The sequence below is a fragment of the Streptomyces sp. NPDC002573 genome, assembly GCF_042889625.1.
Classification (GTDB): Bacteria; Actinomycetota; Actinomycetes; order Streptomycetales; family Streptomycetaceae; genus Streptomyces; species Streptomyces gibsoniae.
Map to the genome: position 1 here is coordinate 1 of NZ_JBIARC010000006.1, position 17,950 is coordinate 17,950.

17 protein-coding genes and 4 pseudogenes are annotated in these 17,950 nt (G+C 71.7%); 12 read left to right on the plus strand and 9 right to left on the minus strand.

Features of this window, described 5'->3' with window-relative positions; translation table 11 throughout:
• From ACFYX0_RS07715 to ACFYX0_RS07730, 4 genes are all read right to left on the minus strand, one after another.
• Positions 1-941, minus strand: a 941-nt coding sequence (locus ACFYX0_RS07715; protein WP_388967585.1) for a polysaccharide deacetylase family protein, incomplete at its 3' end; no start/stop codon positions are given.
• A 17-nt stretch (positions 942-958) separates the two neighbouring features.
• Positions 959-1,786: a hypothetical protein gene (locus ACFYX0_RS07720; RefSeq protein WP_388967588.1), complete on the minus strand. Its 828-nt coding sequence runs from the start codon at positions 1,784-1,786 to the stop codon at positions 959-961.
• A gap of 287 nt (positions 1,787-2,073) precedes the next feature.
• Entirely contained in the window at positions 2,074-2,487 is a 414-nt protein-coding gene (locus ACFYX0_RS07725) for a hypothetical protein (protein WP_388967591.1), read from the minus strand.
• Positions 2,488-2,766: 279 nt separating this feature from the next.
• Positions 2,767-3,090, minus strand: a complete 324-nt coding sequence (locus tag ACFYX0_RS07730) for an aldo/keto reductase (RefSeq protein ID WP_388967593.1) — start codon at positions 3,088-3,090, stop codon at positions 2,767-2,769.
• Between the two features lie 24 nt (positions 3,091-3,114).
• On the opposite strand from ACFYX0_RS07730, the gene ACFYX0_RS07735 reads away from it, so the two are divergent.
• Positions 3,115-3,468: a helix-turn-helix transcriptional regulator gene (locus ACFYX0_RS07735; RefSeq protein WP_388967596.1), complete on the plus strand. Its 354-nt coding sequence runs from the start codon at positions 3,115-3,117 to the stop codon at positions 3,466-3,468.
• Positions 3,469-3,701: 233 nt separating this feature from the next.
• Here ACFYX0_RS07735 and ACFYX0_RS07740 read toward each other — a convergent pair whose 3' ends face one another.
• Together ACFYX0_RS07740 and sigJ are read right to left on the minus strand one after the other, a co-directional pair.
• On the minus strand, positions 3,702-4,703 hold the full coding sequence (locus tag ACFYX0_RS07740) for an acyl-CoA desaturase (RefSeq protein ID WP_388967599.1): 1,002 nt from the start codon (positions 4,701-4,703) through the stop codon (positions 3,702-3,704).
• A gap of 442 nt (positions 4,704-5,145) precedes the next feature.
• Positions 5,146-6,042 (minus strand): RNA polymerase sigma factor SigJ, encoded by an 897-nt coding sequence (gene sigJ / locus ACFYX0_RS07745; RefSeq protein ID WP_388967602.1) that lies wholly within the window; start codon positions 6,040-6,042, stop codon positions 5,146-5,148.
• Positions 6,043-6,106: 64 nt separating this feature from the next.
• On the opposite strand from sigJ, the pseudogene ACFYX0_RS07750 reads away from it, so the two are divergent.
• Together ACFYX0_RS07750 and ACFYX0_RS07755 are read left to right on the plus strand one after the other, a co-directional pair.
• Positions 6,107-6,508: pseudogene (locus tag ACFYX0_RS07750) on the plus strand (LUD domain-containing protein); the annotation flags it as partial.
• Positions 6,509-6,598: 90 nt separating this feature from the next.
• A pseudogene (locus ACFYX0_RS07755) lies at positions 6,599-6,980 on the plus strand (aldehyde dehydrogenase family protein); the annotation flags it as partial.
• Between the two features lie 107 nt (positions 6,981-7,087).
• Here the strand turns inward: ACFYX0_RS07755 and ACFYX0_RS07760 are convergent.
• Positions 7,088-7,591: a DUF1203 domain-containing protein gene (locus tag ACFYX0_RS07760; protein WP_388967605.1), complete on the minus strand. Its 504-nt coding sequence runs from the start codon at positions 7,589-7,591 to the stop codon at positions 7,088-7,090.
• 125 nt (positions 7,592-7,716) lie between these two features.
• Here ACFYX0_RS07760 and ACFYX0_RS07765 point away from each other — a divergent pair.
• Positions 7,717-8,150 (plus strand): annotated as a pseudogene (locus ACFYX0_RS07765) (DUF2083 domain-containing protein); the annotation flags it as partial.
• 19 nt (positions 8,151-8,169) lie between these two features.
• On the opposite strand, the gene folP reads toward ACFYX0_RS07765, so the two are convergent.
• Complete coding sequence (gene folP, locus ACFYX0_RS07770; RefSeq protein ID WP_388967607.1) at positions 8,170-9,054, minus strand: dihydropteroate synthase; 885 nt, start codon at positions 9,052-9,054, stop codon at positions 8,170-8,172.
• Between the two features lie 134 nt (positions 9,055-9,188).
• Here folP and metF point away from each other — a divergent pair, with 134 nt between their 5' ends.
• The 8 genes and pseudogenes from metF to dmpI all read left to right on the plus strand — a co-directional run bounded on the left by metF (position 9,189) and on the right by dmpI (position 16,588).
• Complete coding sequence (gene metF / locus ACFYX0_RS07775) at positions 9,189-10,100, plus strand: methylenetetrahydrofolate reductase [NAD(P)H] (protein ID WP_355913608.1); 912 nt, start codon at positions 9,189-9,191, stop codon at positions 10,098-10,100.
• Positions 10,101-10,218: 118 nt separating this feature from the next.
• Positions 10,219-11,016 (plus strand): transglutaminase domain-containing protein, encoded by a 798-nt coding sequence (locus ACFYX0_RS07780; protein ID WP_388967610.1) that lies wholly within the window; start codon positions 10,219-10,221, stop codon positions 11,014-11,016.
• Positions 11,017-11,146: 130 nt separating this feature from the next.
• The gene (locus ACFYX0_RS07785; protein ID WP_388967612.1) at positions 11,147-12,304 is read left to right on the plus strand and encodes a magnesium transporter MgtE N-terminal domain-containing protein; all 1,158 of its coding nucleotides are present in this window, start codon (positions 11,147-11,149) and stop codon (positions 12,302-12,304) included.
• A gap of 190 nt (positions 12,305-12,494) precedes the next feature.
• A complete protein-coding gene (locus tag ACFYX0_RS07790) occupies positions 12,495-12,944 on the plus strand; it encodes a hypothetical protein (protein WP_388967615.1) in 450 nt (149 codons plus the stop codon).
• A gap of 147 nt (positions 12,945-13,091) precedes the next feature.
• Positions 13,092-14,813, plus strand: a complete 1,722-nt coding sequence (locus tag ACFYX0_RS07795) for a heavy-metal-associated domain-containing protein (protein ID WP_388967617.1) — start codon at positions 13,092-13,094, stop codon at positions 14,811-14,813.
• A gap of 262 nt (positions 14,814-15,075) precedes the next feature.
• Positions 15,076-15,396: pseudogene (locus tag ACFYX0_RS07800) on the plus strand (DNA glycosylase AlkZ-like family protein); the annotation flags it as partial.
• Positions 15,397-15,434: 38 nt separating this feature from the next.
• The gene (locus tag ACFYX0_RS07805; RefSeq protein ID WP_388967620.1) at positions 15,435-16,301 is read left to right on the plus strand and encodes a LysR substrate-binding domain-containing protein; all 867 of its coding nucleotides are present in this window, start codon (positions 15,435-15,437) and stop codon (positions 16,299-16,301) included.
• A gap of 50 nt (positions 16,302-16,351) precedes the next feature.
• The gene (dmpI, locus tag ACFYX0_RS07810) at positions 16,352-16,588 is read left to right on the plus strand and encodes a 4-oxalocrotonate tautomerase DmpI (protein ID WP_355913659.1); all 237 of its coding nucleotides are present in this window, start codon (positions 16,352-16,354) and stop codon (positions 16,586-16,588) included.
• A 134-nt stretch (positions 16,589-16,722) separates the two neighbouring features.
• Here the strand turns inward: dmpI and ACFYX0_RS07815 are convergent, their stop codons facing one another.
• Complete coding sequence (locus tag ACFYX0_RS07815; protein ID WP_388967622.1) at positions 16,723-17,514, minus strand: S1 family peptidase; 792 nt, start codon at positions 17,512-17,514, stop codon at positions 16,723-16,725.
• Positions 17,515-17,950: the final 436 nt, after the last annotated feature.

The following is a 17,950-nucleotide window of genomic DNA, read 5'->3' on the forward strand; positions in this document are numbered from 1 at the left end:
CAGTCGCCGCCCTGCAGCAGCTTGATGAGGGCCAGCCCCTGCAGACGGTCGCCGAGCCCGGCGGGCTGGACGGGTGCGGCCATGCCGACCGCGTCCGAGACGGTCGCGAACCGGAAACCCTGTTCCTTGATCCGGGGGATCAGGGTGTTCAGCGCGGCGACGGTCTGGGACCGGTCGCCGCCGGCGTCGTGCATCAGCAGGATCTGCCCGCCGTGGCCGTGCGGTGTCGCATTCGCGAGGATGCGTGCGATGCCCGGACGCTGCCAGTCCTCGGCGTCCTGGGTGGAGAGCACCGTGACATAGCCTGCCGTGTCGGCCTGCTTCAGGACGGACCAGTCGGCGTCGTCCAGCGCGTCGTTCTCCGAGGAGTACGGCGGCCTGAGCAGCGCGGTGGTGACCCCCGCGGCGCCGGCCACGGCCAACTGCGTCTCGCGCAGCTCCAGGGCACGCTGCCAGGGGGCGAGGTGCGTCAGGTCGGGATGGGTGAAGGTGTGGATGCCGAGCTGATTGCCGTCGGCGACGATTCGGCGAACCAGTTCCGGGTGGGCGACGACCTGGGTTCCGACGACGAAGAAGGTCGCGTGCACGTGGTTGCGGCGCAGCACGTCCAGGACCTGTGGCGTCCAGGTGGGGTCCGGGCCGTCGTCGAAGGTCAACGCGATGGTGCGGGCCTTCACCCGGGCGGTGTGCGCGGAGGTGGCGGCGTTCGCGATCACAGGGCCGCCGTGGGCCACCTGACCGGGCACCATGTCGTCCCGGCCACGGGCGCCGGCCACGTCGTCCGAGGTGATACCGAACATGTGGTGGGTGTAACCCTGCAGCAGCAGTGCCGCGGACAGCGTCACCGCGAGCGCGCTCAGCAACAGCCAATGGGCGCGGGGGGTGATCTGGCGGGTGCGGCCGCTGCCATGAGAAGGGGCGCGGCGTCGGAGGCTGGTCACGTCACGGGGCCTTTGGATCACTTCACGGGTTTGTGGGACGCACCGAGCGCGCGGCCCTTGGAACTGGGATGTGAGGTGGGAGCGGCGGCAGTGCGGGTGGGGGCGGCCGTCGGGGCTGAGACCGAGGCCGAGGTCGCGGACGCGACGCCGGTGGGCGCCGCGGCAGGCACGGGTGCGGCCGCGGAGGAGGCTGTCGGGCGCTCGGTGGAACCGGGGGTCCGCTGCGCCGTCGTCGAGCGGGGGTTCTTCTGCGCCGCCGCAGGTCGCACGCTTCCTGCGGAGTGGCCGGTGCCGGGGGAGGCATCGGGTGCGGACGCGTGGGGAGTGGTCGGGTGTGTGGAGTCCGGCTGCGGGACGAACGGGGCGCTGAGGGTGGGGCCACCGAGCAGGGTGCTGATCAGCAGAGCGACGTAGCCTCCCGCGGGGATCACCAGCAGTTGGGCGACGCGCAGCACGCGGCGCTGGCGTCGCCCCGTCGCATCGACGAAGACGGGCCGCACCGACTCGCCCTTCGGCGCGACCGGTCCTGGCGCGGAAGGGCCGGTCGCGTCGAGTCCCGGATGCGGCACGGTGAGGACGTCACCGTGGAGACCCTCCCACGCCGTCCTGGCCGGGCCCGGTCCGTCGGCGTGGAGATGCGTTCTGGTGGCGTAGGGGTCCGTCTCCGCCGCACAGGCGTCGCCCTTCGGGTGCGTCCCCTGCGCGCGTTGTCCCGGGTCCCGGGGCATCGCGACCGTATCGGTGGTGGTCATGCCGCTGTATGCGTAGCCGTGGGCATACGCGTGCCCGGCGCCACCGTACGGATCCTCGCCGTACGCTCTGCCGCTCTCGTCCGTCGACTGCACGAGTCGTGCTCCTTGTCCTGGCCGACCGACACAGTCGTCCGTTTGTAAAGAGCGAACTCGGCCGGAGGTGTTACACCTGGGACTCGTGACACAGAACGAAATCGCCTGGGGAGGATGTGCCGGTCAGCAGGGGAGCAGGCAGGGTCACGGCGTAAGGCCCGCCGCCGCTTCACCGGACACGCTCGCCACGGCTGCCGTGCCGCGATGCGGACCACTGGCGCAGGTGGTGACACAGGCGTCCACCGTCCGGGGCACAGCGTGTCCAAGCGGCTCGGCGTCGGCCGGCTTCAGTGGGTTCTGCGGCGCAGGCTCCCTACGAAGAGCGGCACCGACAGCAGGAGCAGGGCGCCTTCGACGGCCAGGCTGACCAGGCCGAGCGATTCGGTCCAATTGCCGACGTCGTCCTTGTAACCGGGCAGGCCCGGTCCCCTGGAGAGGATGTAGCCCAGCAGAGGGCCGGCGGCGACCCCGACTGCCAGCAGCCATCCCACGCGGACGAAGCCGATGAGGAGCAGCACGGCGGCGACCACGGCCGCGATCTCCAGGACGTGGTAGGCGACGCCGATGTAATAGGGGGTCCTTGTCGCCGCGATGCCGCCTTGGTCGACGACATGGATGGCGGCCACCGCGAGGGACAGCAGAGCTCCCGCCCATCTGGCCACCCAGGTGGCTCCCGGCGCCGTCGCGGTCTGGTCTGCCATGCGGAGGCACCTCCTTTTCTGTCGGCAGCGCACGGCTGCGGCGCCGCGGTCCATCGGCCCGGTCGGCTCCCGAACAGGCGGCGCGCCACTGTGTCAGGTCCACCCTCGGCGGGCGGCTGCCTGCCGTCGCCCCCGACGGTGCAGAGGAGTGACGCGGAAGAAGTACCGCGTTGGGCGGCACTCCTCGATTCTCGCCACCCATTCCATGAAAAAGGCCCAGGTCACAGACCCGGGCCTCTGTGCTGTGCACGGTGTCGTCCGCAGTCGCGCGGTCGTGCCTCAGCGGCGGCGCAGCCGCTTGTCGGTGATGGGCGGGGTGGGATCGATGTAGAAGTCGTCGGGGTTCACGTCGACGCCGGGCGGAACGATCTCGTCGATCCGGTCGAGGATGTCGTCGCCGAGTGCCACATCGGCGCCGGCGAGGAGATCGGCGAGCTGCTCGGGGCGGCGGGGGCCGATCAGCACGGACGTGACTGCGGGGTGGGAGCGGACGAAGGCAACGGCCAGGTGGGCGAGCGGCAGCCCGGCTTCGGCGGCCAGCGCGGTGAGCTTCTGGACGGCGTCGGCCTTGGCCCGTACGCCGGGCTGGGAGAGATCGAACATCTTCGCGCCGGCGCCGGCGTTGCGGTGTCCCGTGGTGGGGCGGTCCGCACGGCGGTGGAACAGGCCCTCACCACCAACACGGTCCTGCGGCTGTCCTATACCGACGCGGCAGGGATCGACAGCGACCGCTTGGTGGAACCGGCCGGACTGCTCACCGCCGACGGCCGGTGGTACCGCATCGCCTGGTGCCGCACGCGACAGGCCGGCCGAGGCTTCCGACTGGACCGCATCACAGCAGCGGCTCCCACCACCGAGCAGGCACACCCCCACGACCTGACCGAGCTGCTGCGCGGCTCGGCCGCGGCCGGCGCCATGCAGCCCACCACGCTGGCTCCACTCACGCCCCGCCTTGAGAAACCGAAGGCACCACTCTGGTGAACCTTCTCCGGCCGGCCAACTCCACCGGTACAGCTGGGAGCACCTGGAGGACGAGCACGGCTTCCTGACATCAGCTCGGCTTGCTTGATGAAGATCAACTCGCCGCGGTCGGGTACGGCCTCGAAGTACCACAAGCCGCCCTCCTCGTCAGCGTGGTGGAAGTGGTGCCGCAGGTTCGATTCCTGCCAGGGGCACACAAGCGGGAACCGCTGCCACGCGTTGTCCGAGCGAGGTCAGCCCGTGGACTCGTTCGGGGCACCCGGCTTGGGCAGCAGGCGAGCGCCGAGACGCTCCGAGCTCGGCCAGCGCACATCGTGGACCCAGCGAAGCTTCTCGAACACCCAGATGAGGCGGGCCGACGGGTCGAGCTGGCCCGGCAGCACGCCGTGGCGCGCGGCTGTGGGGTCGGCGTGATGTGAGTTGTGCCAGCTCTCACCGAAGGACAGCAGTGCGAGCGGCCAGAAGTTGGTGGCCTTGTCCCGGCTGGCGAACGGGCGCCTGCCTGCGACGTGGCAGATCGAGTTCACCGACCAGGTGACATGGTGCAGCAGCGCCATCCGTATCAAGCCGGCCCAGAAGAACCCGGTCAGCGCACCGGTCCAGGTACCGGTGACCAACCCGCCGACAAGCGCCGGGGCCAGGAGCGAGACGGCGGTCAGTGGCCCGAAGAACTGACCGATGAGCCGCAGATCGGGATCGGCGGCGATGTCGGGCGCGAACCTGGCCCGGTTGCTCAGTTCACGCTTCAGCATCCACCCGATGTGCGCGTGAAGAAGTCCCTTGAGCAGCGCGCGTACGTCGGTTCCGTAGCGCCAGGGCGAGTGCGGGTCACCCTCGCGGTCGGCGAAGGCATGGTGGCGCCGGTGGTTCGCCACCCACTGGACCGGCGAGCCCTCGACCCCCAGCGAGCCCGCGACAGCCAAGGCGATGCGCAGGCCCCGCCGTGCCTTGAACGAGCGGTGCGTGAAGAGACGGTGGTAGCCGACCGTGAGGCCGAAGCCGGACACGAGGTAGGCGACCACGGCCATGCCGATGTCCAGCGCGGACAAACCCCATCCCCATGCCAACGGCACCGCGATGATCAGGCAGATCATCGGGCCGACGACAAAGGTCCACATCGCGGCCGCCGCCGCTGCCGTCTGGGGGGCGTCGAGCAGCGGCTTGACTCCGCCCTCGATGTCGGTTTCATGCTCGGTGGCGGTCTGTTCGGTACGGTCGACGTCGCTCGGCTTCATCGGTTCCTCACCATCGCTCAAGCCTTTGGAGCCGGTGCCGGACCGACCTGGCTCACGCACCCCTGCGCTTCCAAGCGCACGGCGGTCCGGGGTTCACGATCGCACCGGGCGGCATCCGAGCAGGTCGTCGCGGATGTCCAGGGCATGAACGTCGTGGGACTGACTCGCCATCGGCTTCCGGCAGGAGCTCTGGTCCTCGTCGGATGTGGCACGGACCGGACCGGCGACGACGGTGTCGCCCTCGCATGCAGAAGGGCCGGCTCAGCAGGGGTTTCTCGCGGGCCGGCCCTTCGCCGTTCCAGGGAGCGTGCCACAGGCGTGCCACCGGCGTGCCGCCACGGGCCCGTAGAGTCCTTTCCGGAAGGGGACTTGCAGTCGTTGCAGTTGCCGGGAACGGGCCGGCCGATCACCACGACCATGCAGGCGGTACCGCTAGGTTTCCTCAGCTGATCCGCCAGGGACGGAGCTTCTCGGGGTTTCGCACCGCCCAGATGTGCCTGATCCGGTCGCCCGCGATCTCGAACGCGAACACGGTCGCGATGTTGCCGTACTGCTGCGCCACCAGGCCGGGCAGGCCGTTGACCGTGCATTCCCGGAACGTCGTGCGGTCGCCCGACACACGCGCGATCTCGGCGTAGGCACGTACGATCTGCTCACCGCCCACGATCGGGTGCAGGTGGCTGACGGCCAGCCCGCCGCCGTCGGCGGTCGCGGTGGCGTCGGGGTCGAGCAGGCTTATCAGGGTGTCGATGTCCTTGGCCTCCCACGCCGTCTTGAACTGCCTGACGATGCCGGCCTGCCCGGCACCCGGGCCCGCCGGGGTCTGCGCCGTGCGGATGCGGCGGCGGGCGGACGAGGCCAGTTGGCGGCACGCCGCCGGGGTGCGGCCGACGATCTCGGCGACCTCGCCGAAGGGGTAGCGGAAGACGTCGTGCAGGACGAACGCGACGCGCTCGGCCGGGGTCATCGAATCGAGAACGACCAGGAAGGCCATCGTCACCGACTCGTCGAGGGTGACCCGATCGGCCGGGTCGACCCCGCCGGCGCCGGAGTGCCCGGTGATCCACTCCGTGGGCTCGGGCAGCGGTTCCGGGATCCAGTTGCCGACGTACGTCTCCCGCCTGGCCCGCGCCGAGCCCAGCAGGTTCAGGCAGACGCGGCTGGCGACCGTCATCAGCCAGGCGCCGGGCGACTCGATGACCCGCTGCTCCTGTGCGGACATGGCGTACCAGCGGGCGTAGGTCTCCTGCACGACGTCCTCGGCGTCGGCAAGGGACCCGAGGAGTCGATAGGCCAGGTTGATCAGCCGGCGCCGCTCGCTCAGTCCGGCAGACGCCACGCCCCCCCCCCCGGCTCCGGCCGCGTCCTTCGCCGACCCGGCATCCGCGGAACGACTCGAGCGGGTGGCCGCCGCGCTGCGCGCCAACGGCTTCGCCGCCGAGATCCTCGACGACGCCGCGGACGCGCGCGCCCGCATCAAGGACCTCATCCCCGAGGGCGCCGGCGTGCTGACCGGCGCCAGCGAGACCCTCCGACTGTCCGGCATCGACGAGGACATCAACGCCGGAGGCCGGTACGACGCCATCAGGACGCGCGTCCTGGGCATCGACCGTGCCACCGGCGCAGACGAGATCCGAAGGCTGCTCGCCGGCCCCGAATTCGTCGTCAACAGCGTCGCCGCGGTCACCGAGGCAGGCTCGCTAGTTCTTGCCTCCGGCAGCGGCAGCCAACTCCCCGCCAACGCGGGCGGCGCCGCCCACGCGGTCTGGATCGTCGGCGCGCAGAAGGTGGTGCCCGACCTGAGCACGGCGCTGCGCCGCGTCGAGGAGCACGCCCTCCCGCTGGAGAACGCCCGCGCCCAGGCGGCGTACGGGATGCCCAGCGCTGTCAACGACACCGACCGCTCGGCCAAGTACATCGCGCCCACCGTGCTCGCCGACGTCGACCCGGAGTCCCCCCGTGATGCGGGAGGAGATCTTCGGTCCCATCCTGCCCATCGTCACCGTCCCGGACCTCGACGACGCGATCGCCTTCATCAACGACCGCGACAAGCCCCTCGCGCTCTACGTCTTCAGTGAGTCCGACGACACCCGGGAGCGGTTCGCCGCCGAGACCTCGTCCGGCGGCCTCGGCCATGGCCTCCCGCTCGCCCACCTCACGGTCTCCGACCTGCCGTTCGGCGGGGTGGGGGAGAGCAGGATGGGCAGCTACCACGGCCGCTACTCCATCGAGACGTTCAGCCACCGCAAGGCGATCCTGGCGAAGCCGCTCAGCTGAACTCGGGTCTGGGGGGCCTTGGAGCTTCCCGGCGCGGCAGCAGGACCGGCCGGGTGGTGTGAGGGGCGGGACCTCGGTGGTGGCCGATGTTCCGGCCCCTCCTCCCGTCAGGGCCGGTCGACGCGGAAGTGGTAACAGCCGTATTCGACGGCCCGCACATGGACCTGGGCGGTGTCCGGGTCGGCGAAGGCCTCCGTGAGGGCACGGTCGAACGCCGCGTCGGCGTCCTCGGGCAGCTCCACCATGCGACCGCCCACGATGTGCCCTCGACTGTCGTAGCGGCGGAAGGCACGCAGGGCGCCGGGGCGGGCCCACGGGTAACCGGTGCCGTCCGGGTCCGGCCCGCCGCAGTCCTCGGCGTGGATGAAGACCGGTCCCTGTTCGTCGTACGCTCCGGGCTCGGCGCCCGTCTCCGCCGCCCAGCGGCGCAGCGGGGCGTACGAGACGAGGGCGATCCGGTCGCCTACGGCACTGGGCCGCAGGCAGCAGCGGAGCGGGTCGCCGCCTTCCTCGTCCACGTACGGGGACATCGAACGCCCGGCGTCGTCGCGGACGCGGAGCTCCTTCAGGGCGGTGGGGGTGATGGGCCGGGGCTGATAGGTGCTGGTCATGTCCTTCAGCGTGACGCGGCAGGGGGCGAGGCGCTGGCGGAATTCCGCCGGGAGGTTCAGGGCCGACCACCCTGCCGACTGCTCTGCTCAGACCGGCCAGACCGAGCCGATCAGTCACACGACCGCACCTGTCCAAGCGTCAGTCGGCGTCCGGGTTCCACTTTTCGCGGGCCGGCGGCACCTGCCCCCTGTGGAACGTCTACGAGGCGTTCTCCTCGCCCGACCGCATTCACGTCCAGATCGCCGAAATGCCGGACGGGCAGCGGTACTTGTGGACCGCCCGCGCGGTCACCCGGCACCGCGGCGGCTGGGGCGAACCCGGCAGGACCTGTGCCATCGGGCTCGGTGGCGAGATCCGCCACGCCCACCGGCTCGTCTACTCCGACGGGCTGGACCTCGCCAACGCCTCCGCCGCGACGCCGATCGGCTGGGCTGCCGGGTCTGTGAACGCCTTGGCTGCTCCCAGCGGGCCGTACCGCCGCTCGGACGTCCGTTGCTCATCGACCAGAACAGCAGCACTTTCGTGCCCTATCCGGTCGAGGACGACGGGACTCCGTGACCTTCCCCGCCGTACCGTGTCAGCGGTGCGAGTCGGGCTCCGGGTGCCTGGCCGTCCGGAGCGCGGCCTCGACACGGACCGCGTCGGCGGTGGCCCGGACCTCGTGCACCCGCACGGCCCAGGCGCCCTGCGTGGCGGCGATCGCCGACACCGCCGCGGTCGCCGCGTCCCGGGCGCGTGGCGGCCGGGGATCGCCCCTGGCCGGGTCGGCCAGCAGCGTGCCCAGGAACCGCTTGCGGGAGGCCGCGACCAGGACCGGACGGCCCAGCCGCCGCCAGGCGTCGAGCCTGGCAGGCAGAGCCCAGTCGTCCGCCCGCGTCCCCGTGGCGATGCCCAGCCCGGGGGCGGTGATCACCTGCGCCGGATCGACGTCGGCGGTCACCATGGCGTCCATCTGCCGTTCCGCCTCGGCGACGGACTCGCTCACCGCATCGCCGTAGCCGGCCGGGCCTTCCGTGTCGGCGGATCGGGCGCGCCTGTGCAGGAGGACGAAGGGAACGCCCGTCCGCGCGACCACTTTCACCATGGCGGGATCCGCGCGGCCGCCGCTGACGTCGTTGATGATCCGTGCGTCCGCGTCCACGGCGGCCTCGGCCACGTCGGCGCGCGTGGTGTCCACGCTGACCAGTGCACCGCCCTCCGCCAGCCCACGGACGACGGGCAGCACGCGGCGCAGTTCCTCCTCCCGGGTGATCCGCACGGCACCCGGACGGGTTGACTCCGCGCCGACGTCCACGATGTCGGCGCCCTGGCCGACCAGTTCCAGGCCGTGCGCCACGGCCTGGCCGACGTCGAGCCGGAGTTTGCCGTCCGAGTACGAGCCGGGGGTGACGCCGATGACGCCCATCACCCCGCAGCGGCCCCATTCGGGTACGCCGGGCAGTCGGTCGCGGTACGTACTCATAGCAACAGCGGGGCCGGACCGGAGCCGGGCCCCCGGACCGGAGCGCATGCGGCGGGCGAACTCTCCACCGGGCAACGGGTATCAGCACGTGGACGGCCGGCCGGGGGGTGTTCGCCGGGCGTTAACCTGCGTCCATGGCCCTCGGTATCCCCACCACCCGACCGGACCGCGCGGCGTCGATCCGCGATCTCCTCGCCTCGGGAGGCCGTTCCTACTCCTTCGAGTTCATGCCCCCGCGCAGCGCCGAGGCCGAGGCCGGGCTGTGGAAGGCGATCCGGAAACTGGAGGCACTGTCGCCGACGTTCGTCTCGGTGACGTACGGCGCCGGCGGCTCGACGCGCGGCCGCACCGTCAACATCACCGGCCGTATCGCCCAGGAGACCACCCTCACACCCGTCGCCCATCTCACGGCGGTCGACCACAGCGTCGCCGAACTGCGCAACATCCTCGGCCACTACGCCGACCAGGGTGTCCGCAACATCCTGGCGCTGCGCGGTGACCCGCCCGGCGACCCGCTCGGCCCCTGGACCAGGCATCCGGAGGGAGTCGAGTACGCGGTCGAACTGGTCCGGCTGATCAAGGAGTCCGGCGACTTCTGCGTCGGCGTCGCGGCCTTCCCGGAGATGCACCCGCGCTCGCCCGACTGGGACGGTGAGATCCGGCACTTCGTGGACAAGTGCCGAGCCGGAGCGGACTACGCGATCACCCAGATGTTCTTCGACGTCGAGACCTATCTGCGTTTCCGTGACCGGGTGGCGGGCGCCGGCTGCCCGACGCCGATCATTCCGGAGATCATGCCGGTCACCACGGTCCGATCGCTGCGCCGTATCCCCAGCCTCAGCACCGCCGCGTTCCCGCCACGGCTCGCCGAGCGGATGCTCGCCGCCGAGGACGACCCCAAGGCGGTCAGGGCGCTCGGCATCGCCCACGCGACGGAGATGTGCCGGCGTCTGATCGACGAGGAAGCCCCCGGCATCCACTTCATGACCATGAACTTCTCCCAGTCCACGACGGAGATCTACCGGAATCTCGGCTTGCACGCTTGATCGCGGCGCGCAGACAGGGCGGAGCGCCATCCAAGCCGCACCGCGGTTGAACGCGTTCAAATTTCCTGTCACGATACCTCTGGCCGCATGAAGGATGCCGGGCGAGAGGACCACGGTCATGACGAGCTCGCTTCTCACCCCGCGAGGCCGTGTCCGCGTGCGTACGGCCGACAGGGGACCCGCTGCGGGGAGTACGGCCGCGACGCGCATTCTCGACTGGCGGCATCCGACGGTCTCCTCATTCCTCCGACGGATCGACATCCCGGCCGACTCAGGCGACGTCTCAGGTCCCGACCACCGGATAGCCGCCCTGCGCCAGGCTCACCGATGGATCGCCGCGGTTGTGCAGCCGGTGTACTCGGTTCAGGACGAGCGGCCCGTGTCGGAGGTGCTTCGCCGCGGCCACGGCTCATGCAGCCAGCGGCTGGCGGTGCTGGAGGCCGTGGCGCGGGCGTCCGGGGTGGCCACGCGGGTGCGTGGCCTGCTGGTGGACGGGAAGTTCTGGTATCCGCGTTTCCCTCGGCTCCATCGGATCGTGCCGGACCAAGTCGTGCTCGCATGGCCGGAGTTCCGCCTTGACGGGCTGTCATCGGCCGACCACCCCACCGCGCCCTGGCTGCCGGTCTCGGAACTCTTCGGTGGTCTCGACGAGCTGAGCGAAAGCGGCGGTGGCGGCTTCACCAATGCCGGCGCGGAGACGCTCTTCGAGGCGTTGTCCAGGACGGCGATCGACTGGGACGGCGCGACGGTCTGCCCGACCGCCGGCTCCACCTGTGATCTCTCGGCCTGTGTCCTGGCTGACCTCGGCCACTTCGACTCGCGTGACGAGCTTTTCGCCGAGCACGGCCAGACCCTGTGCAGGATGGCGAGACTGCTGGCCGAGCCCGTCCTGAGTCGCCGATCGGCGGGCGCCTAGCTCTTCACTCACCCGCATGTCGATTTAGGATGTTTTATTACTGGTCAGGCTATTTTTTGGCATGTAGTCAGTGCCCCGCCGACCGGAGCCTGCGATCAGGGCGCAGTCGAGCTTTGGGCAGGGCAGAGTCATGACCGTCAGCGATTCTCCGTCGCGGCCGCCGGCCCATGAGGAGCGGACCCGCGTCATACACCTGTCGTCGCTGGTGAAGCGCCCCGTGGTGGACCAGGGCGGCCGGTCGCTGGGCCGGCTCTCCGACGTGATCGTCCGGCTGCGGGGTGCCGACTATCCGATGGTGACCGGACTCGTGGTCGGCGTGGGCGGTCGTGAGCTGTTCGTGCCGGTCGAGCAGGTGGTGGCCTTCAACGCCGGCGATGCGGTGAAGCTCGAGAGCGCCCGGTTGGATCTCCGCCCCTTCGAACGGCGTGAGGGCGAGGTGCTGCTGCGGGCGGACGTACTGGGCCACCGGCTGATCGATGTCGCCGAGGCACGCCTGGTGCGGGCGTCGGACGTGGAGCTGGCCGTCCGGGAGGGGCGGTGGCTGCTGTCGTGTGTGGACACGCACCGCCCTCATCGGCTGTTGGGGATCTTCGGCGACCGCTCCGCGGGGCACGCCTGCCGGGACTGGAAGGCGTTCGAGCCGTTGATCGGGCACAGCCGCAGTGTGCATGCCCGCCGTCCCACGGCGCGGATCCGGTGGTTGCGGCCCGCGGAGATCGCCGACCTGCTCGAGGACGCCTCCCGGGAGGAGGAACGCGAGATCCTCGGCGATGTCCGGCAGGACCCGGAGCTGGAGGCGGACGTCTTCGAGGAACTGGAGGAGGACCGGGCGTCCCGGCTGCTGGGCGCTCGGGCGGACGGGGAGATCGCCGCCGTGCTGGCCCGGATGCGTGCGGACGACGCGGCCGACGCCATCGGTGACCTGCCGCAGGGCCGCCGCCGTCCGGTGCTGGACCTGCTCCCCGTCGGGCAGCGCACGAAGGTGCTGACCCTGATGGGGTTCAACCCCGAAAGCGCCGGGGGCCTGATGGGGGTGGAGTTCCTCGCCCTGCCCGGGGACACACCGGTGAGCGAGGCCGTCGCAACGGTCAGGAAGGCGTGCCGGCTGCAACCCGAGGCGTTGACCAGCGTCTACACCGTCGACGAGGAGGGACGGCTGCTCGCCTTCGCCCGGCTGGTCGCTCTCCTGCAGACCGATCCCGGGGCCCGGCTGGCGGAGGTGAGCGAGTCGGATCCCGTGCGGGTCGGTCCGGACACCGACCTGGTGGACGTGGCGCTGCTGATCTGAAACTCGGCATGAGCGTGCTGCGGGGCTATCTCGTGACCCCCGCGCTGTTGCTGCTGGTCAAGGCCATCCAGCTCGGCTGAGCAGCCATCCTCGCGCGCGCACCGGCCCCCTGTACAGATCCCGTCAAGGGGGTGCCCAGCCCGGAACCGGCAGTCGGCAGCTGGGCGACGATGGGGATGGGAGGGGAGTGATGATGAGGACCCTGCCCCACCCGAACACCGGCGAGGGAGCCGTCGTTCTGGGCGTGTTCCTGTTGATCGGGCTGGAGTTGGTCGCTCTGGCCACCGCTCCACGCGCTGATCGGCCGGTCGTCGGAGGTGCCCTGGTCGTGGCCGCGACCGCCGCCTTCGTCCTGGTCGCCGCGGTACTGCACGGCCATGGCAAAACCCGGCGGCAGGCCACGCACCGACCGGCCGAGGCGGCCAACGAGACGTGGTTCACCGCCGAGACGCTGCAGGGCTTTCCCATGGAGGCGGTGCGCCCCCGGCTGCTCGGGCCCCACGCACCGGACCTGACCAGCATGTACACCGCATGGATCTTCGCCGCCCAGGGCCGGGACGCGGTCTGGCTCGAACACCACCTCGATCTGCCCGCGGACCTCGCGCACCTGCTGGTCGACGCGGCCCACGAGCGGCACTGATCCAGCAGCGACGCACCTCCTCGCCTCCATGCCTCCACGCCCGAGCCGAGGCGCACTGGACCGGCACACCGCCCGGCCTGACGTTTTCTTGACGGTGAATTCCCGGCAGCAACGCGTTCGTCGAGCCACACGGGTAACCCGTGCGGGGTGGCTCTGTTCCCGATCCTCCCCCTGCCGGGCCGGATACTGGCCCGGACGGCCCCGTTGGGCGAGGCGCGCCGTGCCGTACCGGCCATGGCCCAGGCAGGGGTCACGGGTACCGGACGCGTCGCCGTGTGGGCCGCCCGCCACGGGTTCGCGATGGCCGCCGAGGCGCCCGGGCGCGTGATACGCGCGGGGCGTGCTCTGGTCGATCTGCATCCGCGGCGGCACACGCGTCACGTGTGGACGGGGCGCGGACGCGCACACATCGAGGTACGGGGACTCGAGCGTGGTCGTCTCACGCGCAAACGGCTGGCCGGCGGGGTGACCAGGGCACTGCGCGGGCTGAACGGGGTGCGCTGGGCCGAGGTCAACACGGTGACGGGCCAGGTCCTGCTGTCGTTCGACGAGCGCAGGGTCGGCCTGGACCGGCTCCTGGAGACCGTGCAGGCCGTGGAGGAGGCCCTCGGTGCGCAGGACGCGGACTTCCCCTGGGCACAGCCGGTCCCGCCGGGCGACGACGCGCCGGTCGCGGCCGCGGTGACCGAGTTGCTGGTGGACTGCGCGGCGGTGGCCGCCGGAGTGGTCCAGAGCATCTTCCGTCTGCCGGCGCTGCCTCGGGTGGTGCCCGCGGCAGTGGCCGCGCTGGAGCTGGAGCGGCGGCTGCGCAGGCCGCTGATACGGCGGATCGGGCCGCTCGAGACCGAGCTGCTGCTCTCCTTGACCAGCGCCACGGCCAACGGGCTGTGCGGCGGCATCGGCATGCCGGCCGTCGACATGGTCGACCGGGTGCTGCTGCTCGGCGAGGCGCGCGCCGGGCGCCAGGTGTGGGAGCGGCGCGAGAAGGACCTGTGCCCCGGTCCTGACTGCGTACCGCGCACCCGGCCGGCCCGGCATCTGCGTGCCCGGACCCGGTCGCCCGGTCCCGTCGAACGGTGCGAGGAGCGCCTGGCGAAGGTCGCTCCGCTCGCCGCCGCCGGGGTGCTCGCGCTGCGGGGCAGTCCCGGACGGGCGGCGGACACGCTGCTCGCCGCCGTACCCAGGGCCGCGCGTTACGGGCGCAACGGGTTCGCGGCGGCGGTCGGGCGCGATCTGGCCCGGCGGGGCGTCGTACCGCTCGACCCTTCGGCCCTGCGTCTGCTCGACGACGTCTCGGCCGTGGTGATCGACTCGGCGGTGCTGGTGAACGACGGGCACTCGGCGGGCGATGGGCGGCCTCATCCGCTGGCCTCCTCGATGCTGGCCGCCGCGCACTCCACCGGGGCGTGTGTGGTGCTCACGGAGGACGAGCGCGTCCGTGGCCTGCTGCCCGCGGCCGACCTCGTCGTCGGTCGCGGCGAACGTCTCACCGACCGGGTGCGCGCGCTGCGGAACCGGGGCGGGGGCGTCCTGGTCGTCTCGGGCACGGATGCGGAGGCGCTGGCCGCCGCGGACGTCGCGGTGGCGGTGCCCGGCGCACCGGGTGCCGAGGCGTCCTGGTCGGCGGACCTGGTGTGCGCGGATGGTCTGGAGGACGCCTGCCGGATCCTGCGTGCGGTGGCCGTGGCCCGCAGGGTCTCCCGCGACTGCGTGCGGCTGGCGCTGGCCGGGGCGGCGGCCGGAGCGCTGCTCGCGCTCGTCGGCCCGAAGCGGGGCATCGTCCATGCCCTGACGCCCGTACACATCGCGAGCCTGCTCGCCCTCGTGTGGTCCGCCACGGCAGCCCGCCGTGCCACCCGCGACCCCTAGTACTGCAACCGCACTCATGGAATCAGCGCAGGTCAGTTAGGCGTCTGGACACTTCGAAGCTGACGGGCCATCAGATATAGAGAGCCGTTGACCTGCCAGTTCGCGATCGGCCCGGCGCGGCGACTATCACCGTGCGCCGTCGGATCGCCACCGCCCAAAAACCGCCGCGCTGCGCCTGACCTGCGGTGACGCGACAGGTGCGGTTGCAGTACTAGGTCCTGTCGTCAAACTCCCGCCGTCCGCCCGGAGAGCGGGCGCTGCGGCGATGGGCACCCCCGCGCCGCCGCGGTTCCTGCCCGAGTACGGCAATCTGCTGCTCTCCCACGCCGACCGCACCCGGGTCGTGCCGGCCGGCCTCCAGGGCCGCAGCCGGCAGGGCAACCAGGCCCACCGCACCCTTCTCGTGGACGGTTTCCTGGCGGGCGTGTGGAAGCCGGTCGACGGCACGCTCGTGATCGAACCCTTCGGCGCCCTCACCAAGGCCCAGCGGCAGGAGGTGACCGCCGAGGGGGAGCGGATGCTCACGGTCATGCACCCGGGAGCCGCCCACGACATCCGCTTCGGGACCGTCGTACCGAGGTGACCGCACGAACCGGATCACGGCCCCATACAGTCGGGACCATGGAACTGCGGCAGCTCAGCTACTTCGTGACCGTCGCCGAGGAACTGCACTTCGGGCGCGCGGCCGAGAAGCTGCACATCGTGCAGTCCGCCGTCAGCCAGCAGATCCGGCGGCTGGAGCGGGAGCTGGGCGCCGAGCTGTTCGACCGCTCGCCCCGGCATGTGCGGCTGACCGCGGCGGGCGAGCGGCTGCTGCCCGAGGCGCGGGCGGTGCTCGCCGCCGCGGACCGGGCCCACGCCGCGGTCCTGCCCCCGGCGGGGCTGCGCCTCGGCACCAGCACCGGGCTCGGCGCCCATCTGGACCGCGTCCTCGCGGCCTTCGGGCGACGCCGGCCGGAGGTGCCCGTCGAGCTGTTCTGGCTCCCGGCGGCGCAGCGGCTGGCGCGGGTCGCGGACGGCCGGCTGGACGGGGCGTTCGTCCGGGCCGCGGAGCCGGTGTCCGGCGTACGGGTGCTGCCCCTGTGGCGGGACCCGCTGGTGGCCGTCCTGCCCGCCGGGCACGCCCTGGCCACCCGGGCCGAGATCCCGCTCGACGAGCTGGCCGGACTGCCCCTGAGCATCACCCCGCGCGCCGCCAACCCCGCCCTGGTCGACCTGGTGGTCGGCGCCTGCCGGGCGGCCGGGTTCGAACCGCTGCCGGGCCCGGTGTCCGGCTCGCTCCACGACACCCTCGCCACCATCGGAGCCCGGCCCTTGTGGACGGTGGTGTACGCCTCCCACGCACGGGTGCTGCACGCGCCGCGGGTGGCCTTCGTGCCCTTCCAGGAGCCGGGCCTCGCCTTGCCGACCGGGCTCGCCGTCCGTGCCGCGGCCCCGCCGTCCTGTCTGGACGACCTGCTGGCGGCCTGCGGCGATCACGAGAACTGATCGCTGAGCTCTCCGGTTGCCCCTTGGTCGCGGACGCCCTCGGCCGTTGACTGGACCCGAGTCCAGGCGGCCGCAACGGCCGCCGCACACAGAGGAGTTCGGTCATGCCCATCGTCACCGTCCAGCAGGGTCCCCGCGATGTCACGCTCAAGCGGGACCTCGTCCGGCGGGTCACCGACGCCTTCGTCGAGGCGTACGGGGTCCCGGCCGAGACCGTGCAGGTGTGGATCCACGAGGTGCCGGCGGACAGTTGGGGTGCCGCGGGGAAGCTGACCGCCGACAAGTAGCAAGGAGCCGTGGGCCGGGCCCGGGGGACCCAGCCCACGGCCGGAGGGTTGGAAAGGGGGCGTTGCGAACCGCTCGTGGAGGCCCGCAACGCCCCCCGGCTTCTACCTGAGGGGTACTCAGGAGTTTTCGGGGGCTAGGAGTTGACCTGCGTGGTCACCAGCGAGGAGAAGGTGGTCAGCCGGGTGTAGACACCCGGGTACCCCGCCTCGGCACAGCCGTTGCCCCAGGAAGTGATCCCTGCCAGGACGCCCCCGATGAGCAGGGGACCGCCGCTGTCGCCCTGGCAGGTGTCCACGCCGCCGGACGTGTATCCGGCGCAAACCATGTCGGACTGGACGTAGTCCGAACCGTAGGAGCTCTTGCAGCTGGAGTCCGACACGATCGGAACCGTGGCGGTGCGCAGCTGGTTGGAGGAGTTGCCGCTCTCGGAGGTGGTGCCCCAGCCGACGATCCGCGCGGTGGTGCCGGCCGCGTACACGCCCGTCTGGGAGGAGGAGACGTACGACGCCGTCGTGTACGGCATCGAGCTGGACAGCGTCAGCACCGCGACGTCGTCGCCGTTGCTCGCGTCCGTGTAGTCCGGGTTGACCCAGATCCTGCTGACCTTGCTGACCGTGCCGTTCGTACCGTTGAGGTACGTGCGGCCGCCGACCACACGGACGCTGCCGGTGGTCTCGCCGGCCATGCAGTGCGCGGCCGTGACGACCTTCTTCGCCGAGACCAGCGTGCCGCCGCAGAACTGGTTACCGGACGCGTCCGTGATCTGCATCATGAACGGGTACGCGGTCGTCGTGGTCGTCGTGCCGCCGACGATCGGCCGGGGCGCGGCGACGGCGGTGGTGGCGCCGAGCAGCGCGGTCGTGGCAGCCGCGGCGGCCGCGAGGGCGGCGGCGACGGTCTGTCTCGCGCGGTTGAGCCCGGACATGAGTCTCCTCGGGGGTTGCCGGTGGGGGATCGCACGGGGTGGGGGTGCTGCACGACGACGTCGGCCCGTCCCGCTCGAGTGGACTTCGAGAGGAGTGGGGCCGGCCCCGGTGTGCCCGGCGAGCGGCACGCCCTTACGCTAGAAGGAGGCCCGGTCCTGCCCCAATGAGGGAACCCCCTAGGGGAGTTGGGCAGGGATAACCCTCGGTCTGCGCGCGTAAACCGACGACTCGTCACGTCGGCCGAATCCGGTCGAGGAGTGGCCCGTGATGTGGGTCGGATAGGTCGTGCCGGGTGTGGGCGGTGTACGTGGCTGGATTCGGTCGGGCGGGTGTCGGGCCTGTGCGTGGCTGGATCCGGTCGGGCCGGGCACCGACCCCGTGTGTGGCCGGATCACGTCAGCGCGCGGGGCGGACCGGTACGTCGACCGAATCGGG